This is a genomic window from Methylophilus methylotrophus DSM 46235 = ATCC 53528 (genome assembly GCF_000378225.1).
GTDB classification, from domain to species: Bacteria; Pseudomonadota; Gammaproteobacteria; order Burkholderiales; family Methylophilaceae; genus Methylophilus; species Methylophilus methylotrophus.
On sequence record NZ_KB905143.1, the window covers coordinates 301,838 to 326,825 of the forward strand.

The 24,988-nt window shown below is 47.0% G+C and carries 24 protein-coding genes; 13 read left to right on the plus strand and 11 right to left on the minus strand.

The window, feature by feature from the left end:
• Positions 1 to 149: 149 nt before the first annotated feature.
• From F463_RS0109945 to F463_RS0109955, 3 genes are all read left to right on the plus strand, one after another.
• Complete coding sequence (locus F463_RS0109945) at positions 150 to 2,909, plus strand: DNA methyltransferase (protein WP_018986935.1); 2,760 nt, start codon at positions 150 to 152, stop codon at positions 2,907 to 2,909.
• A gap of 3 nt (positions 2,910 to 2,912) precedes the next feature.
• Entirely contained in the window at positions 2,913 to 4,193 is a 1,281-nt protein-coding gene (locus F463_RS0109950) for a hypothetical protein (RefSeq protein WP_018986936.1), read from the plus strand.
• Positions 4,194 to 4,772: 579 nt separating this feature from the next.
• Positions 4,773 to 5,390 (plus strand): hypothetical protein, encoded by a 618-nt coding sequence (locus F463_RS0109955; RefSeq protein WP_018986937.1) that lies wholly within the window; start codon positions 4,773 to 4,775, stop codon positions 5,388 to 5,390.
• A 30-nt stretch (positions 5,391 to 5,420) separates the two neighbouring features.
• Here the strand turns inward: F463_RS0109955 and F463_RS0109960 are convergent, their stop codons facing one another.
• Positions 5,421 to 6,092 (minus strand): hypothetical protein, encoded by a 672-nt coding sequence (locus F463_RS0109960; RefSeq protein WP_018986938.1) that lies wholly within the window; start codon positions 6,090 to 6,092, stop codon positions 5,421 to 5,423.
• 351 nt (positions 6,093 to 6,443) lie between these two features.
• Here F463_RS0109960 and F463_RS0109965 point away from each other — a divergent pair, with 351 nt between their 5' ends.
• A complete protein-coding gene (locus F463_RS0109965) occupies positions 6,444 to 6,653 on the plus strand; it encodes a hypothetical protein (RefSeq protein ID WP_154650042.1) in 210 nt (69 codons plus the stop codon).
• 54 nt (positions 6,654 to 6,707) lie between these two features.
• Here F463_RS0109965 and F463_RS0109970 read toward each other — a convergent pair whose 3' ends face one another.
• Positions 6,708 to 8,249 carry a recombinase family protein gene (locus tag F463_RS0109970; protein ID WP_018986940.1) on the minus strand — a complete coding sequence of 514 codons (1,542 nt, stop codon included), beginning with the start codon at positions 8,247 to 8,249 and terminating at the stop codon, positions 6,708 to 6,710.
• 14 nt (positions 8,250 to 8,263) lie between these two features.
• On the opposite strand from F463_RS0109970, the gene F463_RS0109975 reads away from it, so the two are divergent.
• Both F463_RS0109975 and F463_RS0109980 read left to right on the plus strand, forming a co-directional pair.
• Positions 8,264 to 9,676: a YifB family Mg chelatase-like AAA ATPase gene (locus F463_RS0109975; RefSeq protein WP_081620817.1), complete on the plus strand. Its 1,413-nt coding sequence runs from the start codon at positions 8,264 to 8,266 to the stop codon at positions 9,674 to 9,676.
• Between the two features lie 10 nt (positions 9,677 to 9,686).
• Entirely contained in the window at positions 9,687 to 10,190 is a 504-nt protein-coding gene (locus tag F463_RS0109980; protein ID WP_026295495.1) for a DUF1993 domain-containing protein, read from the plus strand.
• Positions 10,191 to 10,194: 4 nt separating this feature from the next.
• Here the strand turns inward: F463_RS0109980 and F463_RS0109985 are convergent, their stop codons facing one another.
• Positions 10,195 to 10,605 (minus strand): hypothetical protein, encoded by a 411-nt coding sequence (locus tag F463_RS0109985; RefSeq protein ID WP_018986943.1) that lies wholly within the window; start codon positions 10,603 to 10,605, stop codon positions 10,195 to 10,197.
• A gap of 167 nt (positions 10,606 to 10,772) precedes the next feature.
• On the opposite strand from F463_RS0109985, the gene F463_RS15030 reads away from it, so the two are divergent.
• The gene (locus F463_RS15030; protein ID WP_018986944.1) at positions 10,773 to 10,922 is read left to right on the plus strand and encodes a hypothetical protein; all 150 of its coding nucleotides are present in this window, start codon (positions 10,773 to 10,775) and stop codon (positions 10,920 to 10,922) included.
• Between the two features lie 260 nt (positions 10,923 to 11,182).
• Here the strand turns inward: F463_RS15030 and F463_RS0110000 are convergent, their stop codons facing one another.
• Genes F463_RS0110000 through F463_RS14985 form a run of 7 tightly spaced genes read right to left on the minus strand, consistent with a single transcriptional unit; the run spans position 11,183 to position 18,592 of the window.
• Entirely contained in the window at positions 11,183 to 15,235 is a 4,053-nt protein-coding gene (locus F463_RS0110000; protein ID WP_018986946.1) for a pilus assembly protein, read from the minus strand.
• 9 nt (positions 15,236 to 15,244) lie between these two features.
• Complete coding sequence (locus tag F463_RS0110005; protein WP_018986947.1) at positions 15,245 to 15,940, minus strand: pilus assembly PilX family protein; 696 nt, start codon at positions 15,938 to 15,940, stop codon at positions 15,245 to 15,247.
• Positions 15,930 to 17,087: a PilW family protein gene (locus F463_RS0110010; protein ID WP_018986948.1), complete on the minus strand. Its 1,158-nt coding sequence runs from the start codon at positions 17,085 to 17,087 to the stop codon at positions 15,930 to 15,932. The genes F463_RS0110005 and F463_RS0110010 overlap by 11 nt, the downstream gene beginning before the upstream one ends.
• Positions 17,084 to 17,488, minus strand: coding sequence for a type IV pilus modification PilV family protein (locus F463_RS0110015; RefSeq protein ID WP_018986949.1), 405 nt, complete (start codon positions 17,486 to 17,488; stop codon positions 17,084 to 17,086). Before F463_RS0110015 ends, F463_RS0110010 begins: the two co-directional genes overlap by 4 nt.
• Complete coding sequence (locus F463_RS0110020) at positions 17,482 to 17,994, minus strand: GspH/FimT family pseudopilin (RefSeq protein ID WP_018986950.1); 513 nt, start codon at positions 17,992 to 17,994, stop codon at positions 17,482 to 17,484. Before F463_RS0110020 ends, F463_RS0110015 begins: the two co-directional genes overlap by 7 nt.
• Positions 17,995 to 17,996: 2 nt before the next feature.
• Positions 17,997 to 18,407: a type IV pilin protein gene (locus F463_RS0110025; protein WP_018986951.1), complete on the minus strand. Its 411-nt coding sequence runs from the start codon at positions 18,405 to 18,407 to the stop codon at positions 17,997 to 17,999.
• A gap of 14 nt (positions 18,408 to 18,421) precedes the next feature.
• Complete coding sequence (locus F463_RS14985) at positions 18,422 to 18,592, minus strand: hypothetical protein (RefSeq protein WP_018986952.1); 171 nt, start codon at positions 18,590 to 18,592, stop codon at positions 18,422 to 18,424.
• Here F463_RS14985 and lptM point away from each other — a divergent pair.
• Together lptM and lysA are read left to right on the plus strand one after the other, a co-directional pair.
• The gene (lptM, locus tag F463_RS15180; protein WP_018986953.1) at positions 18,591 to 18,728 is read left to right on the plus strand and encodes an LPS translocon maturation chaperone LptM; all 138 of its coding nucleotides are present in this window, start codon (positions 18,591 to 18,593) and stop codon (positions 18,726 to 18,728) included. The genes F463_RS14985 and lptM overlap by 2 nt on opposite strands.
• Complete coding sequence (gene lysA / locus F463_RS0110040) at positions 18,725 to 19,969, plus strand: diaminopimelate decarboxylase (RefSeq protein WP_018986954.1); 1,245 nt, start codon at positions 18,725 to 18,727, stop codon at positions 19,967 to 19,969. The genes lptM and lysA overlap by 4 nt, the downstream gene beginning before the upstream one ends.
• A gap of 69 nt (positions 19,970 to 20,038) precedes the next feature.
• Here the strand turns inward: lysA and purU are convergent, their stop codons facing one another.
• Complete coding sequence (purU, locus tag F463_RS0110045) at positions 20,039 to 20,893, minus strand: formyltetrahydrofolate deformylase (RefSeq protein ID WP_018986955.1); 855 nt, start codon at positions 20,891 to 20,893, stop codon at positions 20,039 to 20,041.
• A 104-nt stretch (positions 20,894 to 20,997) separates the two neighbouring features.
• Here purU and ispH point away from each other — a divergent pair, with 104 nt between their 5' ends.
• The 4 genes from ispH to F463_RS0110065 all read left to right on the plus strand — a co-directional run bounded on the left by ispH (position 20,998) and on the right by F463_RS0110065 (position 24,477).
• Positions 20,998 to 21,963: a 4-hydroxy-3-methylbut-2-enyl diphosphate reductase gene (gene ispH / locus F463_RS0110050; RefSeq protein WP_033413384.1), complete on the plus strand. Its 966-nt coding sequence runs from the start codon at positions 20,998 to 21,000 to the stop codon at positions 21,961 to 21,963.
• Positions 21,964 to 22,395: 432 nt separating this feature from the next.
• Complete coding sequence (nudB, locus tag F463_RS0110055; RefSeq protein WP_026295498.1) at positions 22,396 to 22,851, plus strand: dihydroneopterin triphosphate diphosphatase; 456 nt, start codon at positions 22,396 to 22,398, stop codon at positions 22,849 to 22,851.
• Between the two features lie 100 nt (positions 22,852 to 22,951).
• Complete coding sequence (nadA, locus tag F463_RS0110060; RefSeq protein WP_018986959.1) at positions 22,952 to 24,049, plus strand: quinolinate synthase NadA; 1,098 nt, start codon at positions 22,952 to 22,954, stop codon at positions 24,047 to 24,049.
• On the plus strand, positions 24,049 to 24,477 hold the full coding sequence (locus F463_RS0110065; protein WP_018986960.1) for an HIT family protein: 429 nt from the start codon (positions 24,049 to 24,051) through the stop codon (positions 24,475 to 24,477). The genes nadA and F463_RS0110065 overlap by 1 nt, the downstream gene beginning before the upstream one ends.
• Positions 24,478 to 24,988 lie beyond the last annotated feature (511 nt).

Consider the following 24,988-nt stretch of genomic DNA (forward strand, 5'->3'; position numbering starts at 1 on the left):
GATTTAATAAATGATTAAGATGAATTCAAGGAATTTGATGCCTGGAAATATGGCAAAAGCAAAAAGGCAGCCCAGTGCTGACTTTTTTGTTTTAACATTGGCCCATATATCCAATTTCAAATAATTTAAAAATTATCGGGAGCTAATCTGTGGCTTTAAGCTGGAACGAGATAAGAAGAAAAGCTATTGAGTTTTCTAAAAGATGGGAAGACGCCTCAGATGAAAACAGTCAAGCCAAACCCTTTTTAATAGATTTTTTCGAAGTTTTTGGAATAACTAATAAGAGAGTTGCAACATTTGAGCATGCTGTGAAAAAGTTCGCCAAGGCCCATAAGGAACAATCTCGAGGATTCGTAGATTTGTTTTGGCCTGGCATTCTTCTTATTGAAATGAAAAGCAGAGGTAAAGACCTCGACAAAGCGTATGACCAGGCACTTGATTACTTTTCTGGCATTGCAGAAAGAGACTTACCCAGATACGTTTTAGTTTGCGACTTCCAGCGTTTCAGATTAACAGACCTAATAACAAAAGAGTCAGTTGAATTTCTTTTAAAGGACTTATACCAAAATGTGAGGTCTTTTGGTTTTATAGCTGGTTATCAAACTCAAGTAATCAAGCCACAAGACCCTATTAATATTAAGGCGGCTGAACGGATGGGTAAGCTTCATGACACCCTGAAGTTGGTTGGATATGAGGGACACGCTTTAGAACTTTATCTAGTGCGTTTACTTTTTTGCTTATTCGCAGAAGACACAACTATTTTTGAGAAAAGTTTATTCCAAGAATATATCGAGACAAAGACGCTAGAGGACGGCAGTGACCTTGCACATCATATCAATACACTTTTTTATGTTCTCAATACCCCAGAACAAAAAAGATTAAAGAATCTAGACGAACACCTTGCTGCATTTCCATATATCAATGGAAAACTTTTCGAGGAGCCACTTCCGCCAGCTCAGTTTGATAAAGCAATGAGAGAGGCATTGCTTGACTTGTGCTCATTAGATTGGAGCAGGATTTCACCAGCAATATTTGGAAGTTTATTCCAAAGCATTATGGATGCTAAAAAGAGAAGAAATCTTGGGGCACACTACACCAGCGAAGCAAATATTCTCAAGTTAATCAAGCCATTGTTTCTTGACGAGCTCTGGGTAGAGTTCGAGAAAGTTAAAAATAATAAAAATAAATTACTAGCGTTCCACAAAAAACTAAGAGGACTTACATTTTTCGACCCTGCATGCGGTTGCGGAAATTTTCTTGTAATCACATACCGAGAACTAAGACTTTTAGAAATTGAAGTGTTAAGAGGATTGCATAGAGGTGGTCAACAAGTTTTGGATATTGAGCATCTTATTCAGATTAACGTAGACCAGTTTTTTGGTATCGAAATAGAGGAGTTTCCCGCACAGATTGCTCAGGTTGCTCTCTGGCTTACAGACCACCAAATGAATATGAAAATTTCAGATGAGTTTGGAAACTACTTTGCCCGTATCCCACTAAAATCTACTCCTCACATTTTGAATGCTAATGCTTTACAGATTGATTGGAACGATGTTTTAGAGGCTAAAAAATGTTGCTTCATATTAGGAAATCCTCCATTTGTTGGTAAAAGTAAACAAACACCGGGACAAAAAGCGGATTTACTATCTGTTTTTGGAAATCTTAAATCCGCTTCAGACTTAGACCTAGTTGCTGCTTGGTATCCCAAAGCAGCACATTACATTCAAACAAATGCAAACATACGCTGTGCATTTGTCTCAACGAATAGTATTACTCAAGGTGAGCAAGTATCGTTGCTTTGGCCGCTTCTGCTCTCATTAGGCATAAAAATAAACTTTGCTCACAGAACTTTCAGCTGGACAAATGAGGCGTCAGGAGTAGCGGCGGTTCACTGCGTAATTATCGGATTTGGGTTGAAGGATTCAGATGAAAAAATAATCTATGAGTATGAAAGTATTAATGGAGAACCATTAGCTATTAAGGCAAAAAATATTAATCCATATTTGAGAGACGGGGTGGATGTGATTGCCTGCAAGCGTCAGCAGCCAATCTCAAAATTACCAAGCATGCGTTATGGCAACAAACCAACAGATGATGGAAATTTCCTATTTACTGACGAAGAAAAAAACCAATTTATTACAAATGAGCCATCTTCCGAAAAATACTTCAGACGGTTTGTGGGCGGGGATGAGTTCATAAACAATACAAGTCGATGGTGTTTATGGCTTGACGGTGCTGACATTTCAGAAATACGAGCGATGCCTTTGGTCTTGGCTAGGATAAAAAAAGTCCAAGAATTCAGATTAAAAAGCTCGGCCAAACCAACTCGACAAAGTGCTTCGACACCAATGAAGTTCTTTTATATATCTCAGCCGGATACGGACTATCTGTTGATACCTGAAACATCATCTGAAAACAGACAATTTATTCCAATTGGTTTTGTTGATAGAAATGTCATTTCAAGTAACGCAACGTATCATATTCCTAGTGCTGAACCTTTGATATTTGGCCTGCTTTCATCGACCATGCACAACTGCTGGATGAGAAATGTAGGAGGAAGGTTAGAAAGTCGTTATAGATATTCTGCCAGCCTGGTTTACAACACGTTTCCATGGATTCAACCCAACGAAAAACAATCGAAAGCGATAGAAGAAGCTGCATTTGCGATTTTAAAAGCTAGAAGCAATTATCCAAACGAAAGTTTAGCTGGTTTATACGACCCAAAAACAATGCCTAGTGAGCTTCTTAAAGCACATCAAAAACTTGATAAGGCTGTGGATTCTGTCTATGGATTTAAAGGACCAAACACAGAAATTGCTCGAATAGCTTTTTTGTTTGAAACATACCAAAAGATGACTTCACTCTTACCACCAGAAAAAGAAATTAAGAAATCTAAGGGCAAAAATTAATTAATGTATTTAACATTAAACCACCCTGATTTATTTCGAATAGTTCAAATGCTTCCATGTGGACTAATCGCCTTCAATCATATTAAAAAACCGACGCTAGTAATAAAAACTTCCAAAGAGGCCATATTAACCGCCAAAATTAATCGTGAATTTAAAATATATCTTTATCAAACCACATCGGCTTGTGTTCTAGTAAGTGCATTTTTTGACGATTCTGATAGTCCACTATTCATTACAACACCAATTGTTCGAGATGACCAACACTCCTTAGACTTGTTAAGATTTTTAATCAACAATGATTTTACGATTTGCTTCTTTGATGAACTGAACCGAGAATTTCTTTCCGTTAACGCAACTGGTAATTTAGTCTCTATCTTTGAGAGCATTCACTTGATGCCACTGCCGAGCCCAGAGGAAGCCCACAATGCATTGAATGAAGCGGAATTTTGGTTCAGTTTACGCTCAGCTGCTGATGATGAATCATCTATCCAGGTTTCTTTATTGGATAATCTATTTCCTGACGATTTTGTAATTTATGACCTATCCTCAAACAAAAACGATATGACATCATTGGTTAGAGAAACTAAACCAGGATACTATCAGGAAGCAGATATTGCAAAGTTACTAACAAGAGCTTTTAGTTTGGAAAGCATTTATCAGAATCCAGTGAAAACAAGCGATTCAAAAGAGTTGGCAGACGTTGTGGTATTCGGCCAAAAGGAAATTTTAATAATTCAAGCTAAAGATAGTGAAAACAATCAGAAACAAGTTTTAGAGGTTTCGTTAGACAAGAAATGCGCAAAGTCTTCAAAGAAACTTTCTGAAGCTTTGGCACAACTCACCGACACTATCTTAACAATATCCAATACACCAATAGTTGATGTTCGGGTTGGTAAGAAAAAATGCACTCTGAACTTTGAGGGAAAGCAGCTTATTGGTATCGTCGTTGTTAAAGAGCTTTTTAATGATATTTACGATAAATACAGTCAAAAAGTTTTTGAGCATGTAGAGTTGTCTAAAGCACCCATTGTCTTCTTTGACTATCCAGAATTTGCAAGAATGACATTTCATTGTAATTCTGAGGAATTATTACTTTATGCTTTGCATAGGATATTTAGTTCTGCAATAGAAAATGGAATGTATAAACGATTGAGATTTACTCAACCTATCATAACTGATGGTCATGACAGCTACTTCAGGATACAAAACAGGCCCCATTCTGATGAGGCCTATTTAATTTGCACAGAGGATGAAATGAAGCTCTCAAATAAGTTTAAAGACTAAATTTATATTTTCCTCAGTATCTTAAAAACAATATTCATTAAATTGGAAAGCCCGCAATGATTGTTGCAGTATCAATGCGGGCATCAGTATCCAGCTCTTGCAATACACGGAAGTATCAAGAAGCGAATCAGGATTCTAACCATACCTTTTTAATTGCAACAATCTAATTTCCATAACATGTGTAGCTACATCGAAAAAAAGACCTCGAAGAGGTTGCAAGAGCGTCCAGCTCGCGGCATCAAAAGACCCTAGTCTTTTGACAAGGGGGAGCCAAAAAACTGAGGTGGAGGAGCTTGCCGACGAAGCCAGGAAGCCCCAGCGTCCGGCAGATTTTTGGGGGCGAAGCCCGCATGTCCCCGAAGAGGGGGGGGCCCCACGGTGTGGCGTGGGGCCCCCCCGTCGAAGACGGGCAAGCCCAGAGGGGAAAGCCCCTAGGCTTTGAGGCGACGAATGGCGTCCAGCCAAGCGGAGGAGTCGACCCGACAAACCAATGAAAACTCGTTATCTATACGTTTTGATGTCCCTACCGCATAAACGGTAATGGGGACAGCTAAAAAACGGATTGAGAAGGAGTTTTAATTGGTTGAAACAAAAAAAACGGGCTTGAATCGTGAGATTGAAGCCCTCCGAAATATCAATGCTTTCGGTTTTCTGACAACGAAAAGCATTGCAAATTTGACAGTCGAAGTCGCAGGCGATTCGGCTCTGAAATCTGCAAAAAGAGTTGTCAGAAGACTAATAAAAAAAAAGGAAATTCTGAGACGTAAAAGCATCGAAGGAATTAATTGCTTTGTTTTGAGTGAAAAAGGAGCAAGAAGAGTTGCAGACCTTTGTTTCTTCAAAAAAGCAAAAAGGGGAGTTGAACTTGAAACAAGATTTGCAAAGCGTCAAGAAATCATCGTCAGTGCTCTTGTCAGAATCAGAAACAAAATGCAGGGAGAAATTGAAGTTCTCGGCGAGATTTGGTTGAAAAGAAATCAAGATGGATGGTTTTCTGGGTTACATGGCATTGCGTGGAACAAGAAAACAAAAAAAGGAATTGCGGTTTTTTTCATTTCTTCAGTTAGAACAGAAACAGCAGTGCATGTGCTGAACTTACGGACGAAGTGGAAAAGGCACATTGAAGAAATTCATCTAATTGCGTTTCAAGAAGAGACAACGCAAGCACTGTTGAAAAGTATCAAAAGACTTTTATGAAAGAAGCCCCGTGAGGGGCTTTTTTGTTGGTTAAAATTCTTCGTCAAATTCGTCATCGTCAGATACTCCTACCCAGTTTCTCGAGTCGACAAACTCGTCAGGCAGCTCTTCAGAAGAAAAAGCATGTGAACCTGCTAGAGGTGCAGTGTCAGCTGCTTCAGGCCACATTTCAAGCACGGAAGGAAGGTCGTCAGCATCTTCAACGACATCGAAGTGAGGAGCGTTTTGAGCGGCTTTGTCCGCTGCTTTTTGAGCGTAATTTTCACGAACAGCTTGACGGGTTGCCTCAGCTCCGGCTAAATATTCGGGTGTTCCTCGGTCGGTGGTGGGACGGGACTTCAAGCCGGCGGGTAAAGTGAGTTGATATTTGTTGGTGCGATTGACACCTGACTTTTTCGAGACAATCAGCAATCCGTGGGCTTTCAATATCTTGACCGCGTCTTTGACAGCTTCAGTGTCAGGTGTGCCTTTGGCTCTGTTTGAGAACTTGCCACGCAGCTCGGCAATATTGGCGTAAGATGGTTCAAAGCCAGGATGAATGCGACCATCTCGCAGTGCTTTACTGCTGAGAATCAGAAAGACTTCAAGTTGAACTTTCGTCAAACCGAGGGAAAGAATTTGAATAGGAAATCGTGCGAATGGCTCTTTGTTGCCGTTAGATTTGACCCAGTCTTCAAACTGGGAGGTTGTTTGATTCTTCATTGAGGCTCCACATTTATTCTTGAATTTGTTCATTTGAACTGAACGCTCAATGTGTAGTGATTAATTTTAAACTTTTTGGAAATTTGCCCCTGCGGTTGAGTGTGCCCCTCCCTCGTTGGCAAACGCGAACGAAGTGAGCTGGAAAGAGACGCTGAGTAGGCGGCCTTTCCCATGAGCAGCCCTGAGGGCTGCGAATATTTGATAAGTCTGAAGTTTGTTAATCTGTTTGTATGTTAAGGAGGGGGGATTTACCCCCCACCTTTGGAGGTGATTTACCCCCTACCTTTGGAGGTGATTTACCCCCTACCTTTGGAGGTGATTTACCCCCTACCGTTTGAAAGAGAGTTGAAAATGGGATGGCTTCAAAATCTGATGGACTGGTTCAACACTGACGGAACCCCGATGGTCGGAAATTCGGGAATTGATATTGAAGGAAAGGCGTTTGGAGAAGTGCATCATGAAATGCACTTTGAGAGCTATGACAACGGAATCGGCAGCGGTTTAAGTAGCTTTGACAGCTTCGGCAGTGGGAGCGGTGGAGGCTTTGGAGGCAATTTGTGAAATAGGGTGAAGGGGTTGTTAAGGCAACTTTTTTTACTGCTTTTTGACGGGTATCTAAAAGTCAAAATATTGGCGGATGACGGAAATTTCAAAGGTTTTGGAGTTCTTCAATGTGACTTTCAAACTGGAAAGGTCTTCGCTCAAATCAAAGCGTGAAACAATTCGTGAAATCTGATAACGCAGCAAAGAAAGCTTTTCAGAGTCTGCTGAACGAATTGCATTGACGAATGGTTCGTCAGCTTTGACCCCCCAATAAACCGCTGTGTCTTTGGTCTCGAGAAGCATTCTTTCGGCAATCTTTTGATGAACCGTTTTTTCACGTTCAAGGTCTGAAATTCGTTGCAGAATTGAAGCAGGCGTGTCTTCAGCCTTACCTGCTTGAACAAGGTTCAACAAAAGCGAAATCTGTGCGTCAATCTTCTTAATTGACTCGCGTGCACTATTCTCTGCGTCAAGAAGTTTATCTGAAAAATCATCAAGAGAAACGAGGCCAGGAGCTTCTTCTGACATAAAAAACATGACGGTGTCTTCAATTCGTCGACAATCAACTGACGGACATTTTGTAGCGTTCAAGTTGCTACGGCTGCAATAATATCTTGAATAGTCGAGGTCAAGCCTGGACTTTAATTTGCGATGCAATGAAGCTCCGCACGAACAAAAAAGCAGGCCTTGCAAAAAGTTGCGATAGGCTGAATCTCGTTTTTTTGGAAACTCTTTTGATTTGTTGTTGATTTGTTGAACTGCATTGAAGAGTGCTGTCGAGATAACAGAAGGGTAAAAATAAGGTATAGGGTCGCCATGTGGCACCCTACGACCAGATTCATTGACTTTATAGGGCTGATATTGACCGATTAAGGCAGCGTTGTTAATCAAACGATTAACAAGGGATAGGTGCCAAATGTCGCCCTTACCAGGAACGGACAACTTCAATTCATTGCACTTTCGTGCAATTGCGGTTGCTCCTAGGCCTGACTTTCTCAACTCAAATACAAATTGGATGCTACGGACTTTGTCCTGTAAAACTTCATATTTTTTACCATCTTCACTGACGCGAAGCCAGCGAGGGCATTCGCGTGTCAAAGGAGTTGCAAACTCTCTCGCATTAGTTTGTCGTCTGTCCCAATTCGCGGCACTGCGAAGTGCTTTTTTACTACTTTCGTCAAAAGCAACAAGAGTGCTGCTCATGATGCTGAGCATTGCAGCAAATTGCGTCAAAGATTTTTCGTTGTAAACCTGATTTTTTGCAGTTTCAACAATCAAAATTCCTTTTTGAAGAATAGAGCCGAACAAAGTGACCGCCGAATAAACATCAGCACGAGTCAATCGGTCAACAGTTTCAATCAAAAGATAAGAACCGGAAGCGATTTCACCTGAGTCAACGAGGGCAAGAAAAGCAGAAAGTGCACTGCCTTTTTTAATATTTGAACGACGATAAGCTGATTTTGCAAAATCAGTAAATTCACGTTCGTCCAAAAAAATCTTATTTCGTTTGCAATAATCTCGTGCGGACTCGAGCTGACGTCGGATACTGTCGCCGTCTTTTTGCTTTGAAGACGAAAATCGAACATAAGCATAAGCTCGTGGAGTCTGGTTCATTGTTTCATTATATCATGACGATGACGATTGTTGGCCTGCCAGAAACCGAGGTCAAAGAAAGCAAGGATCGGGTGCGGGCGGCCATTCAGACTGCCCAATTCGAATTCCCTGCCCGCCGTATCACTGTTAACCTTGCCCCCGCTGATTTACCGAAAGAAGGGGGGCGTTATGACTTGCCGATTGCGCTCGGTATTTTAGCTGCCTCTGGTCAGCTTCCCAAAAAAGCCCTGGCGGGTTATGTCATCGCTGGTGAGTTGGCATTGACGGGGGCGTTGCGACCCATACGCGGGGCGCTCGCCATGACCTATCAATTGCTGCAAGATCAAACAAATAAAAGAGCCGCCATCCTGCCCCAAGAAAGTGCATATGAAGCCAGTTTGGTAGAGGGCTGCACCATTTTTGCTGCGGATAGTTTGCTGGCAGTCTGCGCGCATCTTTCTGACAAACAGGCGCTTTCTGTACACCCAAAGGTGACTCCGATTGAACACGCAGCCCTTGCAGATTACGAGGAAGTAAAGGGGCAGCTGCGTGCCAAGCGTGCCTTGGAAATTGCAGCCGCAGGGCAACACAGTCTATTAATGAGTGGTCCGCCAGGCACAGGCAAAAGTATGCTGGCACAGCGATTTGTCGGCATCTTGCCAGAGATGTCAACACAAGAGGCCCTTGAAAGCGCAGCCATCCTCTCCCTGAGCGGCCAGTTTCCTGCCGCACACTGGAAAAAACGGCCATTCAGAGCGCCACATCACACGGCTTCCGCGGTCGCCCTGGTAGGAGGAGGCAGTGTGCCGCGCCCCGGAGAAATCAGCCTGGCTCATCACGGCGTGCTGTTTCTTGATGAGCTACCCGAATTTGACCGTAAGGTGTTGGAGGTACTACGCGAACCGTTAGAGAGTGGGCATATCACGATTTCCCGGGCGGCCAGGCAAGCGACTTTTCCGGCCCAATTCCAACTGATTGCTGCCATGAACCCTTGCCCTTGTGGCTATTACGGCCATTACAACCAGCGCTGCCGCTGCACACCGGAACAGATTCTTCGCTACAAAAACAAACTTTCCGGGCCGTTATTGGACCGCATTGACATGAATATAGAGGTCCCTGCGCTTAAGCCGGAAGAAATCAGCCATCCCCACCCCGGTGAAAGCAGCATGAACATGCGCTCCAGAGTAGAGCTTGCCAGGCAGCGACAGCTGCAGCGTCAGCAAAAAACGAATGCGGCACTGGGCCCATTGGAAATTTCCGCCTTTTGCCAATTGAGCGAACAGGCCAACCACCTGTTACAGACAGCCTTACAAAAGTTCTCGCTTTCGGCCCGCAGCTATCACCGCATCCTGAAAGTGGGCAGGACCATTGCCGACCTGGCTGACTCGCCGCATATTAGCGATGCACACATTGCGGAAGCGCTACAATATCGGCGTTATGACTATTGAGGAAAATACCATGCATTTATACGATGTCAGCATCGCACCGTTGATACGCAATTTGGAAAATCTCAGGCACATTTTGCAACAGGGCGAGGAGTATGCAGCGCAGAAAAAAGTTGCGCCAGAAATTCTCTTGAATAGCCGGCTGTTTGTGGACATGTATCCCCTGACCAAACAGGTACAACTTGTCAGCGATATGAGCAAAGGAGCCGGTGCCAGGTTGGCAGGCCTTGAAATTCCGCAATATGCAGACGATGAAACCAGCTTTGAAATGCTGTATGCGCGTATAGATAAAACGATAGAATTTTTAAGGCAGATTCAGCCTGTACAGCTTGAAGGCGCTGCAACCAAAGAGGTGGTATTGACGATCCGCAAAGTGGATTTAACGTTTAGCGGCCTTGATTACCTGGAGAAATGGGCAATGCCCAATGTGTATTTTCACACGACAACCGCCTACAACATCCTGCGTCATCTAGGTGTGCCACTGGGGAAAACTGATTATCTGGGTCAAAAGAGATAATGTGTTACGAACGCTTACGCCAGTAGGCAGGTAATTTCCCTTCCGACTGCAACATGGCTTCTCGACGCAACGTCTCAAAGGCCTCGCTTTCCGAGATATTTTGCTCACGCGCAATATCAGGCACGCGCTTATTTGTCTCGCTGACCCAGACAGGATTTTCCTCATAGCCTCTATCCTGCATACAACGATCCAGCACGCGTGACTGCCTGGCCGCCTTTTCCAGTTTTTGGAAAGGGAGGGCCTCTGGCAATTCTGCCGCAGCCTTAGTGGCAATCAGATCGCACTGGTTAATCGCCTGCCCCATCGCAGTTTGCTGATTACCCGTCTCCACTTCGGTCAGGGATTGCCAATACCACACTCCCCCATACCCCAACAGCAGCAATCCCAACAGCATGAGCACTCGTGAAAGTTTCATCAGCCCTCTCCTACCTTTTGTGCCATCAATGGCTTCATTAAAGCGTCACACAGACTGGTTAACATAGATTTAATCAAATCGCCACGAATAACAGAAATACATCATTTAAGAATGGAGCCAACATGACGTTAATACCATTATATCCGTTAGTGAATAAAGGAAGAATCATGAACGAATGGTCAGACGAGCCACTGCCCTACAGCGTGCCAGAATTAATGACAGCACAGGACATTATGTACTTGGCTGAGGACATTACAGCGGACAATAATATCCAGTCGATTTACAAACCAGCCGAACTTTCCCTGGAAGTAGTGTAATTGTTTACACGACACCAAGACTATTTGCGCGAGCCAGTTGCTAACCGAAACTAGACAGTCCCGCATTGTCTGCCTAAAATAAAGCTTCGACCATCATTTGACAGGAGGCAACCATGTTTTTAGGCGCGGTAGGCATCTATACTCTGATTGGCGTCGTCGTCGCAATTTGCGTCATCTTGTATGTATTTGCAAAAAAGGTGAAGTAATCTTCATGCAATGAATCCAGCAATAAAAAAGCCCCGATCGGGGCTTTTTTATTGCTACTGTATCAACTCATGCCAGCTCTGTTTGGTGCCATAGCTGCCATTATCCTTTTGTTTAAAGATGACCGTTGACTTGTTTGTGGCTGACAGCCCGAATACCTGCTCATCCAGACTGAGTTGCTGTGGGGTAGGATCATTACTGCCAGTCACCACCACATGGGGCACACCATTGCCATCGTAGACAATGTTGTAACCAACGGCCGGGGTAATCATGCGTTCGGACACAATACCGCTGGGGAGCAAGGAGCCTCCCTTTTTATAGTTAAAGAAGTTGAACCAACCATAGCCTGCGCCACTACAAGCCTCACTACTGGGCACCATGGTTGGCATCATTAGCGCACCATTCAATAACAGGGGGTCGAGGTTGACGCGCTCGCCTGCAGGGAAATCCAGCACCCAGCCATACCCGGTATCGAAGTTAACCGTGCCAGTCGAGGTCACCTGCCGATCCCCGCTGATGGTTTGCAATACCAGCTGGCTGCGGCTGATGGCTGTGGTTTGACCATTATCCTTAAAAGCATAAGCTGAGTTTAATGGCATATTGGTTAAATCGGACAGCTCCAGGAACTTACCGGTCCCCACCATCACAACGATATTACTGTTCACTTTGCCCAGCTCTGGTTGCGTGGTGACTTTTTGCGATGTACCGCCGCCATCTCGTAAGGATGCAATCTTGGTCACCGCATTGGTGTTGATATTAAAACGCCAGATATTGCCATTCAAATCTCCACCATAGACATTGAGTGCGGTATTGTTTTCAAACATTTGGTCGGCAAAGGCAGAGATTCTCGCCAAACCGCTTGGCGCCGCTGCGCTGCCCTCCCCGGTAGACAAAGTCTTGAGCAGGCTGCCGGTATTAGCATCCAGCACATACAAATAGCCACCCCCATCCCCGGCCGGGTTATTGTTCACATAAGTACCATCGCTTAGTCTTCTGGCGTAGGTTCCATTGTTATATCCCGAGGTCAGCAGTACCACCCAACGACCATCTTGCATTTTGGTGATTATGGGGTTGCCAAAGGTATAGCCTAAGCTACTGTTTGCACCGGATGGTTGTGCGTAGAACTCCCACAATAATACTGGCGACTCTGGGGTTGTCACATCAATCGCAAAATAGCCACGCCCACCACCATTCAGACCAGATACAAGGATGGTTTTCCAGACGGCGCTGGAGCCCGAACAACCGGAAACACACACATCAGCCACGACCGGGCTGCCATTAACGAAATTGGTATGGTAATTGGCGCCATATTCTTTATCAGCCAGATTGGCCAGGTTGGGAATCACTGGTGTCGGTATAAAAGCCCACATTTCAAGCCCTGTAGTGGCATTGAATGCATGCAACATACCATCATTAGCGCCTACATAGACCGCTGGAGTACGGGTTGCAGTATTTGTTTTATACGTTTTGTAATTGGCATCCAGATAACCAGCATTTGATGTTTTGAAATACGCTGGACGGGATTGCGAAATGTCTCCCAAGACCGCCTGGCGCTCACGAAACAGCCGGTTGTCCGACACTGTATTCGTACTGGTATCCTCATAGGTTTTATTTCCCTTGAGATAATCCACCAGCTTAACCACTTTGTTGGCATCCGTAATCTTAGGGTCTGTGGCCTGCAATCCCTGCATCTGGCTTAATGCCAGATATCCATTGGATAAAGCGGTAGTATGCTGCGCTGGCAAATTGCCAGCATTAAACGGTACCAACGCATTATTACCGTTAAAATAGATATTTCTAGACCCAAGCTGGCCGCGCAGTTTGCCTGTACAGCTGCTGGCAATTGGCACATAACATGAAGCCGGTTCGCTAAAATTCAATGCAGGTGAGGAACCTAGTGAACCTTTCGCCGCGGCACAGTCCGTCTGGCTAGAATTTGTGGTTTTGCAATACAAATTTCCATCCGGCCCTGAATAAGAAACTGCGGGCTTAGTACAAGATTCTGCTGCTACATTTTCCACACACCACACTGCCGTTTGAGACGTTTGCAAAGAACTCACATTGACAGTCCGCGACTCCAGATTGCCTATCCACTTCACAGACTGGTAACTGGCCACATACTGAAAATTATCCCCAGTAGTCGGTGCCAGGCTACTGGCTGCAGCTGCAGCGGCTGCGCCTTGCAGGGACTTGATCTCGGACAACCCTTTTGCCAGGGAGTCCCGTAACAGTTTGGGGTTGCTGGCACTGTAGTAGGTGCCTCCCGCATTCACGGCAGCATGCCACAAATCATCTATTCGCGTGCCGTCTTCATTGGCAGTCGGGTCAGGCCAGTTTTTTGTACCATTGGTGAGATCTTTAAAGTCCCCCAATATCTGCGTTTTGTAGTCATCGGTATAGACCAGTGTGCCATCAATACCCAACCCCAGGGTCAAGGTCACCATGTTTTGCTTGGGATAATCATTGGAGCTACCACATACTGAAGCACCCAAGGCCCCGGTACAATTTGAGAATGTGCCATCACGGATATCCGTATCGTAGTAATACATGGCCGTATCCGCTAGGGTATTGGACTTACTGCTACTGTCGAACTGCGGCCTGGGTGTCGTGCCACTATCCAGATTGCCAATCGAGCTGCCATTAATTCGAACCGGCGTGCTGGAATCATTCCAGTAGCCATCGGTGGTCAGCAATGTGAAATTGGATTGACAGGCATATTGTACAGGGTCATCAGAGCCCCATATTTTTTTCCCGGCATACTGACGTCCCACATTGGCCAATGCTGTACGCAAAGGCGTACTACCACTTGGGGAAACCGCAAACAACTTTTGGTACCAGGACTGCTTCTGGCTGCTATCAAAGGTGCCTATCGCCAGATAATTGGAACTGGCGCTATTAATGGTCACCAACCCAACTCGATAGCGCGAGTCCAATGATTTAAATGCTTGGCTGGCAGCTGTTTTCATGGATTGAATACGGGTGCGATAATACGCCCACCAGTTGGCAAAATTAGTCATTTCTTCCGTATAGGTACAGATCGTTGGACTGGCGCAATCCGCCCTGTCATTGCCTTTTACAGTTTTGCCTGGCGCGGTATAACTATCAATCGTGTTTACAATACTGACGTAAACCATGCTGCCAGGAATATCACTCGTGGTGTTAGTGGCCAGTTGCGCCGTATAGTTTCCGCCTGTCATTGTCACCTGAATGGGCGAGGCGGCATTGATCGGCTCCCCGGCAAATGTCTCGATAGTCAGTACATTTGCACTGCGGGTCACTTTATTGCTGGCTAACTTACAATTGCCACTGAGGCTGCTGCTTCTGCACATGGCTGAAAGTACATCGGAAGCCAAGTTGGAACTGTTGTCTAAAAAATTAGCCGATACAGTCCCAGATAACAGTTCAATATTGTTAATCTTGATACTTTGCACAGAGGCGTTACTGCTGGTTTTATTCAGTGTCAGCTTATAGGTCGAAACCGGCCTGCGCAAATTGGTGTAGGTATTCCCTGTGTCATTGACAGTGGTACTGGCATTACGAATTTTTTGACACTTGTATGAACCCGACACCTTCAGATCACGGGCCTTAGCTGCGTTATCGGAGTTACACCAACGGATAGGCGCAGGATAGATGTACTCGCCTGTAGCTACCTTAGAGATCACGCAACTTGTCAGTCCAGGTGTAGAGCAATACTCTCCCGGAACAAAGGCGTAATAATAAGCAGATGACCTGAGGTCAGATGAACCGTTTTTGGTTTGTCCCTGGTCATTCACCTCGTTGGCGACCGCATTAAAGGCCGTCTGGTTGGACATACTGACGCCGAGGTAATTCAGCGGGGGACTATATTGCACCTCAGGGTTGTAGTACTGTGTATTGTAGTCTGCGTTTGCGAACAGCCATACCGAGGAAGAGTTCGCCCAGTCTGGCGCATAATCCCAGGCCATGCTACCGGAGTTGTCCAGTACAAACATCAGGTTTGGCTTGACATCCGAACTTCCTGAAGTCTGCAATGGCACGGTGGCCAGGTCCAGGAATTCGGCCTGCAACGCGCCAGGCAACAATAAACATAAACAAAGAAGTTTTTTTATCCAGTGCTGAGTTGTCATCATGCCACCTGCCTAGTTGGAGACAAACGATTGCATAAACGTAAGGGTATTTTTAGGCCCGGCGATACGCAGCGTAATACGATACAAAGGCGAATCTGAGCTAGCTACACAAGGCTTGAAAAACTCAAGATTGGCGATGTTATGCGAACAGTTCTCTCCATTACTGGGAGAGCTAGCCATCATGCAACGCGTGGCATCACTCTGCGCATTCCCGCCATTGATTTCTGCATTGCTGTAGTTGCACATCCGCTCAACCACATAGCGAATTTCGTTGCCCTGACGATCAACCCCGTTGCGGATTTCATCATTGCCATCGGTCTGGTTAGGCGCCAGGCTACTATTGGCGTCGTTCCAGGTCATCGTGGTTAATTGATTGCCATCACATACCAGCGCATCAGGTTGCGTATCAAACTGGCTGCAATTGGCGTAATAACCTTGCTCCGGGTGATGACTGAGACTGTCAGCCAAGGTCACACTGTTCGCGACCCTTTGTGCGATGCCTTCCAATGCCACATTGGAAGCTGTGCTGGCAGACTGGCGGTATACCATGTTGCCAGACAATAAAGCATTGGTATCCACACTCCGAATCAATGCCACTGCAGCGATCGACATAACGGCTAAGGCCAGCAAGGCAAAAAACAATACGATGCCACGCTGGCGGTTGAAATCGGCCTGCATTTCGGCTGTGAATAAATGGCTATAACGCATCACGGTTCCAGATAATATTTCTGAGCGGGATAGTGGCTTCAAACGTGCGGTAACGGTAACGCTGCCAATTAGGTATGCTACTTAAATCCACATTCGCAGGCGTTGCGTCAGCTTGCCAGATACACACCTTGCTTACACCGACGGCTGCACCATTGCATGCTTGACTGACCACGCCCTTTTGCAAGTTTCCGTCCCTGGCAATCACGGCGATACGGATGGCACGAATACGGTTCCTATCCAACAAGGCGATGGAAGGCCCATAAGTCCCTGTCGCATCCACCCATTGGTCAACACGGTTTAAATAGGCCGCAGCTGTTGCGTTGCTTGCACTGGGGTCTATGGTATTGGTAACACCATATTGGGCCTGCAATGCCACGATATCGCTCGCCACCGGTACCGCAGTGCTATTGGGGAATGGCGCGGCACTGGAAGTTCCACCCGTCCGGGTGAGTTCCATCGCAGCATTCACGCTATATTCATATTGATTCCATGCGCCCAGACATGAGAAGCGCACTTGGTTGGCACCATTCAAAATGGATACCGGACTTGCCGTCGGTGGCGTATTAAGCTCTGACAGGGTATTGATGGTGCGGTCTGCATTCAGCTTTTGCAGTCGCCCAAGACTGCAATTGGGATTAGCCGGTGTCTGATGGAACAACACCACATCATTTTCCTGGCAACCAATGAGTCGTCCATCCAGAGTAGGCGCAATCATGGTTCCAGTTGCTCTCAGAGAAGCGCCACCGCTGGCAGGATTACCATAGCGGATACGCACAATATCATTACCCGTGCCGCCATCGACAATGCTGACAGGAGACAGATTGATGACTACACCAGCCTGGTTGATAGAAGTATCGATAGGGCATAGCAGCGGCGAGGGATCGCTGCTGTTATAGAGTGGCAAGCCATAGCCTGCATTTTGCGCATCGCGCTGCATATAATACATGGCCAGCACGCCACTGGATTGCGCATCAGCGCCACCGGCAATCATGCGCTTGCGCGCTTCAAAACCACTGAACAGGTTACTGATCGCCAATGTTGCAATCAAACCGATTAACAGGCCAACCAATAGCTCGACCAGACTTAAGCCAGTCTGAAAGCGGGCCCGTCGTATCGTTAAGAAAATGATGGCAGGCTTAGTGGTCATGGCATCACATCAAACAGATAACTTGAGGCATTGACCTGGTGGGGGTTGCCGCCGGGCACCTGCCAGCCCACCGTAACCGTCACCATGGTATTGGTCAATGCCGAAAAAGTCAGCGTGCCATTCGGCAACTGCGATTTGATTTTGTCTTTATCCACCTGGGTAATATAGTTGGCTGCATCCCCCCCATAAGCCATCATATTGGCGATATGCGTTTGTGCAATCAGTTGTGCCTCCGCACGGTAGCGGTTATCGCTGCTATTTTTGATCATGGCACTTTGCAAACCGACCAGGGCCAGAACGCCCATGCTAAAAATCACCAGCGCGACCAGGGACTCAATTAATACCGATCCGTTTTGGACGATGTTTGGTAACCTGTTTGCGTGTCTTGAACGATTTAACATGCTCTGGGATCTCCTTCAGTGGTCACAGAAGGGTCACATACTTTGACATTGCCACCGGCCGCCAGCACAACACGCAATGCTTTACGCTCCTCAGCTTTTACTTGCGTATTGGTGATATTGACCACTGACAATCCGACCGGTGTCGCTGGATCACGTGTGCCAAAACTGCTAAACACCGCCGTGTAATTATCTGCTGACACGGCAGTGTTGCTAGAGGCGCCTTCAGTCGCACTTTTCTGCGTAATCAATGCAGGGCACCCTGTTGCCTCTGTCACGCAACCAACTTGCCATGCACTATTAGTCTGCAGCGTGAATCTCACCCGGGCATTACGTTTGATGGACTCTACCCTAGCCTGCTGCAGACCATCGCGGATAGACTCAGCGACGGTACGGATTTGCGCATTGCCAATCGCCGTTTGAAAAGCGGGAATCGCAATGGTAGAAACAGCCACTAGCACCACCATAGTGACCACAAGCTCTACCAATGTGAATCCATTTTGCCGCATCCTTAACAGCTACCCGAGGAAGAAGTGAGCCAACATGTACTTCCAGTCGTACCATCAAAAGTAGAAGTTTTGGCGTTATCCTGATTCACAGTAAACGAAAAATTGCCCATATTCTGACCGGATTTACCGGTGGCTTTTAAGGTATAAGTGGTCGCTGACTGGTTCTCAATGCTGTAATCAAAAAATTTGGCATCACTGGGGACACAGGCAAATCCCACATATGTGAAGTTGTCCTGATAAAACTGTTCGGCCTGCACACGGCAATTGGCAAGATTGGCAGGCGCTTCCGCGGCATTACCGCTTTTGATGTAATCCTGATAGCCTGGTATGGCGATGCTGGCCAAGATACCCATAATGGCCACCACGACCATGACTTCTATCAGGCTGAATCCGTACTGATTTGAGGACTTCATTATCAAACCCCTTTTTAGATAGCCTTATCATGCAAACAGGCAGCTGTCATGTCCAGCATCAGCCGACCAATGGTCAGGATTACCCGACGAACGGTCAAACCACTAAAACGCCCAGTCACTGGTGCCATGAGCAACTGCAGGTTTAATGATAAAATGGCACTCAATTTACATTGGACTGTGAACATGTTTTCCTTCTATACGAGATTATTGGCGGTTGCCCTGCTATTGGCACAATTGAGTGCCTGTGGTCTCAAAGGGGACCTGTATATTCCTGAGCGCCAATACCCTCAAACGCCTCAACAAGATAAGTCTTCATCGTGACCGCTTTTTCAATCCAACAAGGCCTACTACATGCCGAGAATGTAGCCCTGCGTGACATTGCACAAACGCATCAAACGCCCACTTACGTCTATTCACGTGCCGCCTTGACGACTGCTTTCGAGCGTTTTCAGGCAGGCCTGACTGGACATGACCATTTGATCTGCTTTGCTGTCAAAGCCAACCCAAGCCTGGCCATTCTCAACCTGTTTGCGCGAATGGGAGCGGGCTTTGATATTGTGTCCGGTGGTGAGCTGGCACGCGTCTTGGCCGCAGGTGGCGACCCGAAAAAAGTGGTGTTTTCTGGTGTGGGCAAATCCCATGCGGAAATCAAAGCCGCGCTTGAAGCGGGCATTCTTTGCTTCAACGTGGAATCAGTGAATGAGCTAGACCGCATCCAGCAGGTGGCGGCCAGCCTGGGCAAAAAAGCGCCTATTTCCCTGCGCGTGAACCCCAATGTGGATGCCAAAACCCATCCCTATATTTCCACCGGCCTCAAAAACAATAAATTTGGTGTGGCATTTGAAGATGCCTTGGGCCTCTATGAAAAAGCGGCGCAACTGCCAAACATCGAGGTACACGGCGTAGATTGCCATATCGGCTCGCAAATCACTGAGCTGTCACCTTTCCTCGATGCCTTGGATAAAGTATTGGGCCTGGTAGATGCATTGGCCGCCAAAGGCATTCATATCCAGCATATAGACGTTGGCGGCGGTGTCGGTATTACTTACAGCGACGAAACGCCACCAGACTTTGCAGCCTACACTGCAGCGATTCTTAAAAAGCTGGCAGGCAGGAATGTAAAAGTGTTGTTTGAGCCCGGCCGTGCCCTGGTGGGTAACGCCGGTGTGCTGCTGACCAAGGTCGAATACCTGAAACCTGGCGAAACCAAAAACTTTGCGATTGTCGATGCCGCCATGAACGACCTCATGCGCCCGGCTTTGTATGATGCTTTCCACAACATTACGACCATTGCCACTTCTGCAGCCCCCGCACAAATCTATGAGATCGTTGGCCCGGTTTGCGAGAGTGGTGACTTTTTAGGCCATGACCGTACACTTGCGATCGAAGAAGGTGATTACCTGGCGATTCACTCCGCAGGCGCTTATGGCATGAGCATGGCCAGCAACTACAACACGCGCGCCCGTGCCGCAGAGGTATTGGTTGATGGTGACCAGGTGCATGTGATCCGTGAACGTGAACAAATTGCCGACCTGTTTAAACTGGAGCGTACGCTGCCATAACATTGACGGCAACCCCTAATAAAAAAACCGAAGCCGCCAAGCTTCGGTTTTTTATTAATAGCGCATCCTTTAATCAAAGATCACGGTCTTGTTCGCGTAGAGCAAGATTCTATGCTCAATATGCCAGCGCACGGCTTTGGAAAGCACAACACGCTCCAGGTCACGGCCTTTCTGGATCAGGTCTTCCACCTGATCGCGGTGTGAAATGCGCGCCAAGTCCTGCTCAATAATCGGCCCCTCATCCAACACCTCTGTCACATAATGACTGGTCGCACCGATCAGTTTCACGCCACGCTCAAACGCACGGTGGTAAGGACGTGCGCCGATAAATGCTGGCAGGAATGAGTGGTGAATGTTGATAATCCGCTGAGGATACCGTGCGACAAAATCTGGTGACAGAATCTGCATGTAGCGTGCCAGCACAATCAGGTCAATCTTGTGTTGATCAAACAGGGCAAACTGCTGTGCCTCTACCTCTGCCTTGGTTTCCTTGGTCATCGGTAAATAGTGAAACGGGATGCCATAAAACTGCGCCAGCTTTTCGGTGTCACGGTGATTACTGATAATCAGTGGGATCTCGCATGCCAGTTCGCCGCTATGATGACGGTGCAGCAAGTCGACCAGGCAATGGTCATATTGCGAGACCATGATGGCCATACGAGTTTTTTGCTCAGATAATTTGAGCTGCCAGGTCATGTCAAAACGTTGTGCCACCGGGCCAAACGCCTGCTCAAAATCGGCCACAGCCACGTTGAAATTGGTCAAGTCCCACTCTACACGCATCAAAAACAGATTATTTTCCGCATCCTGATGCTGGTCTGCGTGTAAAATATTGGCATTGTGCTCATACAAAAATTGCGCAATCGCCGCCACAATCCCTTTGGTATCGGGGCAGGTAATCAGCAAAGTAGCAGTATTTTTCATAACTGATGGTTATTGTTAGCGACAAAACGCAGATTATACCTGATGCCTGCCAGACCTTGTGGCTCACTGCACATAATGCAGCACTCTCCTTCACGGAATTGATTATGCAAACAAACGCTTTACCGAATATCGTATTGGCCAACCCACGCGGATTTTGCGCTGGTGTAGATCGTGCCATCATTATTGTCGAGCAGGCGCTGGAAAAATTTGGCGCACCCATTTATGTTCGCAATGAGGTTGTCCACAATAAGTTCGTCGTGGGACAACTACGCGAAAAAGGCGCCATTTTTGTCGACGAGCTGGAAAAAATTCCGGCAGGCAGCATTGTCATTTTCAGCGCGCACGGCGTCTCCAAAGCGGTACGCGCAGAGGCAGAGTCACGTGGATTGACTGCCTTTGATGCCACCTGCCCCCTGGTGACCAAGGTGCATATCGAAGTGGCCAAGATGCGCAAGGACGGCCTGGAAATCATAATGATAGGTCATAAAGGCCACCCTGAGGTAGAAGGCACCATGGGCCAATCGGAAGCTGGCGGCATGTATCTGGTGGAAACCCCGGAAGATGTCACCGCCTTGCAAGTCGCAGACCCTGAAAAACTGGCCTACGTCACGCAAACCACACTCTCCGTAGACGATGCCACCCAAGTTATCAATGCCTTGAAAGACCGCTTCCCGAATATTAAAGCCCCTAAAAGCGATGATATTTGTTATGCCACGCAAAACCGCCAGGACGCAGTCAAAATCATGGCTAAGGACTGCGATCTCGTCATTATTGTCGGCTCACCCAACAGCTCAAACTCCAACCGCCTGCGCGAAGTCGCAAAAAACCAGGGGGTGGAAGCCTATATGGTTGACAATGCCAGCCATTTGAAAGCAGAGTGGTTACAAGGCAAACAAAAAATCGGCATCTCCGCCGGGGCTTCTGCGCCAGAAGTGCTGGTTAAAGAGGTGATTGCTGCCTTGCAAACCATGGGCGCTGCACAGGTTGAAGAACTGCAAGGAGTGGTTGAAAACGTGGTGTTCCAACTGCCGAAAAACCTGGTTAACGCCGAAAAACGCAAGCAAGGCTAGCCGTTAATATTTTTGGAAAAAAAACCCAAGCTCGAGAGCTTGGGGCAAGCAATATCCTCGGGAAAGGATAATCGGGGAAAAATGCTTCTTGTTGTGGTTATATGCAGTTGCTTCAATACTTAGATACTGGAGATTGCGAGGTCGCCCGCTCTGCATGCTGAGCGACTGTTTGTTTAGCTGCATTTATCGTGCCAACTCCAGAACAAAGACAACCGATTGATTTTTAAAGGAATACTTGGAAGGCACTTAAAAGAAAATCCACTAAATGGTTGAAATAAACCACCAGATTGGTTTTTTAAAACCAGCTTACTCCTTGAACAATTGCGTTGTTTATCAGCCACAAGCGCAAGTGGCAGCAGTAAAGTGCAGAAGGATTCCCTGTGCTCTTTAGCCTCCATAGACAATATGGTGACGTTTATAGACAATATTTGTATGACACAACCATATAAGATCCCCGTCTCCGCCCTGATTTTGATCCATACGCCTGATCTGCAGGTTTTGCTACTGGAGCGTGCCGACAAAGCCGGATTCTGGCAGTCTGTGACCGGAAGCATAGAATCGGGTGAAACGCCTTATGCTGCCGCCATCCGTGAGGTCAAGGAAGAGACAGGGCTTGACGCATTAGCTTATGATTTTCAGGACTGGCATGCCAGCAATGTTTATGAAATTTACCCGCACTGGCGCTACCGTTATGCGCCAGGGGTCGCCGAAAACACCGAACACCTGTTTGGTTTGTGCCTGCCAACGACGCTCCCCGTCACGCTGGCGCCGGACGAGCATACACATTACGAGTGGGTAGACTGGCGCGTGGCTGCAAAAAAAGTATTTAGCTGGACCAATGTGGATGCCTTGAAAAAACTAGGTGAGCGCCACCATCTAACACTATGATCACCATGCATTTATCGTCTTGGATTGATTGGGATAAATCCTAATCAGCTGTAAAATATCATTTTTATGAAAGCCGGGCTGGGCCCGATGTCTGCAAAGCATGCAAACTGCCACTATCCAATTTGAGAAATTCCAAACCGCGCAAGACGACGATTGTCAGGCACGCATTCTGGCGGCCCGCAAAAAACTGGGTAAACGCCTGGTGATTCTGGGCCATCATTATCAGCACGAAAGCGTTTACCGCCATGCGGATTATTCTGGCGATTCCTTGAAATTATCCAAATACTGCGACAGTTTGGATGCCGAGTACATCGTATTCCTTGGCGTACATTTCATGGCTGAAGTAGCGGACATCCTTAGCCGTCCAGAGCAGATCGTGATCTTGCCTGATTTGGCCGCCGGTTGCTCCATGGCAGATATGGCCAACCTGGCCAAGGTTGAGCGCAGTTATCGTGAATTGAATAAAGTCCTCAACTTTGATGAGACGATCACCCCGGTCACCTATATCAACTCGGCCGCCGACTTGAAAGCATTCTGCGGCGAGCATGGCGGCATCGTCTGTACCAGTACCAATGCGCCGAAAATTCTGGAATGGGGTTTTAGCAAGCGCGAAAAAATCCTGTTCTTCCCGGATCAGCACTTGGGTCGCTGGAGTGGCCACAAGATGGGTATCCCGCTGGAACAAATGCCAGTGTGGGATCCAGACCTGCCGATGGGCGGCCTGACAGAGCAACAAATCAAGGATGCCAAGATCTTGCTTTGGAAAGGGCATTGCTCGGTGCACCAGATGTTCCGCAAACAGAACATTGATCAATTTCGTGCCCAACATCCGGATGGCAAAGTCATTTCCCACCCTGAATGCGCATTTGAAGTATGCGCAAACTCTGACTATGTGGGTTCAACAGAATATATCCTGCGTACAGTGAGCGAAGCTGCTCCCGGTACCAAATGGCTGGTAGGTACCGAACTCAACCTGGTGACTCGCCTGGCTGAAGAAATGAAACCGCAAAACAAACTGGTGCAGTTTATGAGCCACGTCGTTTGCGAATGCTCAACCATGGCACGTATTGACCCGCAACACCTGGCCTGGTGCCTGGAAAACCTGGCTGAAGGCAATGTGGTCAACCAGATCAAAGTCCCTGAACACGAAGCCAAACTGGCCAAACTGACTCTGGATAGAATGCTGGCAGTCTCATAATGAGCGATTGTCCACTTTGCGTACAAACCCCACATGATCTGTTATGGCAGGATGATTTTTGCCGCGTGGTCTTGCTGCATGACGCTGACTATCCAGCCTACTGCCGCATTGAATTGTTGGCGCATATAAAAGAAATGACCGACCTGCCCCCAGCCGACCGCGCACGCACAATGAAAGTGGTGTTTGCAGTCGAGACTGCCTTACGTGAAATCATCCAACCGGACAAAATCAACCTGGCAAGCTTGGGTAATAAAACCCCTCATATGCATTGGCATATATTACCTAGATTCGAGAGTGACAAGCACTTCCCTAATAGCCATTGGGGAGAGCCTATGCGGGATTCCGGGGTGCAGCCATTGAGTCAGGCAGTGAGAGATCAATTACAGAAAATCGTGATTGAGCGTGTGGAATGCGCGCTTAAGTCCTGATGTTTTGAAACTCTACTTCTGTTATTAACTCGACAAATTTATTTCGCCTCTCGGCGAGTTACTTTCTGGTGCTTGTCCCCCAGAAAGTAACCAAAGAGGACGACACCCAGCCATCACGGCCTTCGGCTGCCTTGCGTTGCTCAACAAAGTGGGCGTCCATCGAAACTCGCCCTAGCGGCTTGCACACTACACAAGCTGCCGCGGAACTCGAACAGCCGATGGCCGACTTCTCCCACTTCGTCTCCGCTACTCAGCGTGATGGGATGGGATTCATCTCATCAAAGTACCATCGTTGAAATTTGGAATAGTTAAAAACTCAAATTCTTTTCTTTTTAGCCCACAAACGGTGGCGCTCATTGGTTTTCGGGCCCCTATCTGCCGCGCCGAGTAGCGCAGACAAAATAAGATCAAGCGAGCGGCTGTCCGAATCCCGCGGTGGCCTGCGTATTGTGCAGGCCGCTAGGATGAGTTTCGCGAGCGCTTATTTTGATGAGCAACGCAGGGAACAAGC

Coding starts and splice junctions, on each gene's coding strand:
- F463_RS0109950 (WP_018986936.1), top strand. CDS start 2,913: ATGTATTTAACATTAAACCACCCTGATTTATTTCGAATAGTTCAAATG.
- F463_RS0109960 (WP_018986938.1), bottom strand. CDS start 6,092: ATGAAGAATCAAACAACCTCCCAGTTTGAAGACTGGGTCAAATCTAAC.
- F463_RS0109965 (WP_154650042.1), top strand. CDS start 6,444: ATGGGATGGCTTCAAAATCTGATGGACTGGTTCAACACTGACGGAACC.
- F463_RS0109970 (WP_018986940.1), bottom strand. CDS start 8,249: ATGAACCAGACTCCACGAGCTTATGCTTATGTTCGATTTTCGTCTTCA.
- F463_RS0109975 (WP_081620817.1), top strand. CDS start 8,264: ATGACGATGACGATTGTTGGCCTGCCAGAAACCGAGGTCAAAGAAAGC.
- F463_RS0109980 (WP_026295495.1), top strand. CDS start 9,687: ATGCATTTATACGATGTCAGCATCGCACCGTTGATACGCAATTTGGAA.
- F463_RS0109985 (WP_018986943.1), bottom strand. CDS start 10,605: ATGAAACTTTCACGAGTGCTCATGCTGTTGGGATTGCTGCTGTTGGGG.
- F463_RS15030 (WP_018986944.1), top strand. CDS start 10,773: ATGAACGAATGGTCAGACGAGCCACTGCCCTACAGCGTGCCAGAATTA.
- F463_RS0110000 (WP_018986946.1), bottom strand. CDS start 15,235: ATGATGACAACTCAGCACTGGATAAAAAAACTTCTTTGTTTATGTTTA.
- F463_RS0110005 (WP_018986947.1), bottom strand. CDS start 15,940: ATGCGTTATAGCCATTTATTCACAGCCGAAATGCAGGCCGATTTCAAC.
- F463_RS0110010 (WP_018986948.1), bottom strand. CDS start 17,087: ATGACCACTAAGCCTGCCATCATTTTCTTAACGATACGACGGGCCCGC.
- F463_RS0110015 (WP_018986949.1), bottom strand. CDS start 17,488: ATGTTAAATCGTTCAAGACACGCAAACAGGTTACCAAACATCGTCCAA.
- F463_RS0110020 (WP_018986950.1), bottom strand. CDS start 17,994: ATGCGGCAAAATGGATTCACATTGGTAGAGCTTGTGGTCACTATGGTG.
- F463_RS0110025 (WP_018986951.1), bottom strand. CDS start 18,407: ATGAAGTCCTCAAATCAGTACGGATTCAGCCTGATAGAAGTCATGGTC.
- lptM (WP_018986953.1), top strand. CDS start 18,591: ATGTTTTCCTTCTATACGAGATTATTGGCGGTTGCCCTGCTATTGGCA.
- F463_RS14985 (WP_018986952.1), bottom strand. CDS start 18,592: ATGTTCACAGTCCAATGTAAATTGAGTGCCATTTTATCATTAAACCTG.
- purU (WP_018986955.1), bottom strand. CDS start 20,893: ATGAAAAATACTGCTACTTTGCTGATTACCTGCCCCGATACCAAAGGG.
- ispH (WP_033413384.1), top strand. CDS start 20,998: ATGCAAACAAACGCTTTACCGAATATCGTATTGGCCAACCCACGCGGA.
- nudB (WP_026295498.1), top strand. CDS start 22,396: ATGACACAACCATATAAGATCCCCGTCTCCGCCCTGATTTTGATCCAT.
- nadA (WP_018986959.1), top strand. CDS start 22,952: ATGCAAACTGCCACTATCCAATTTGAGAAATTCCAAACCGCGCAAGAC.
- F463_RS0110065 (WP_018986960.1), top strand. CDS start 24,049: ATGAGCGATTGTCCACTTTGCGTACAAACCCCACATGATCTGTTATGG.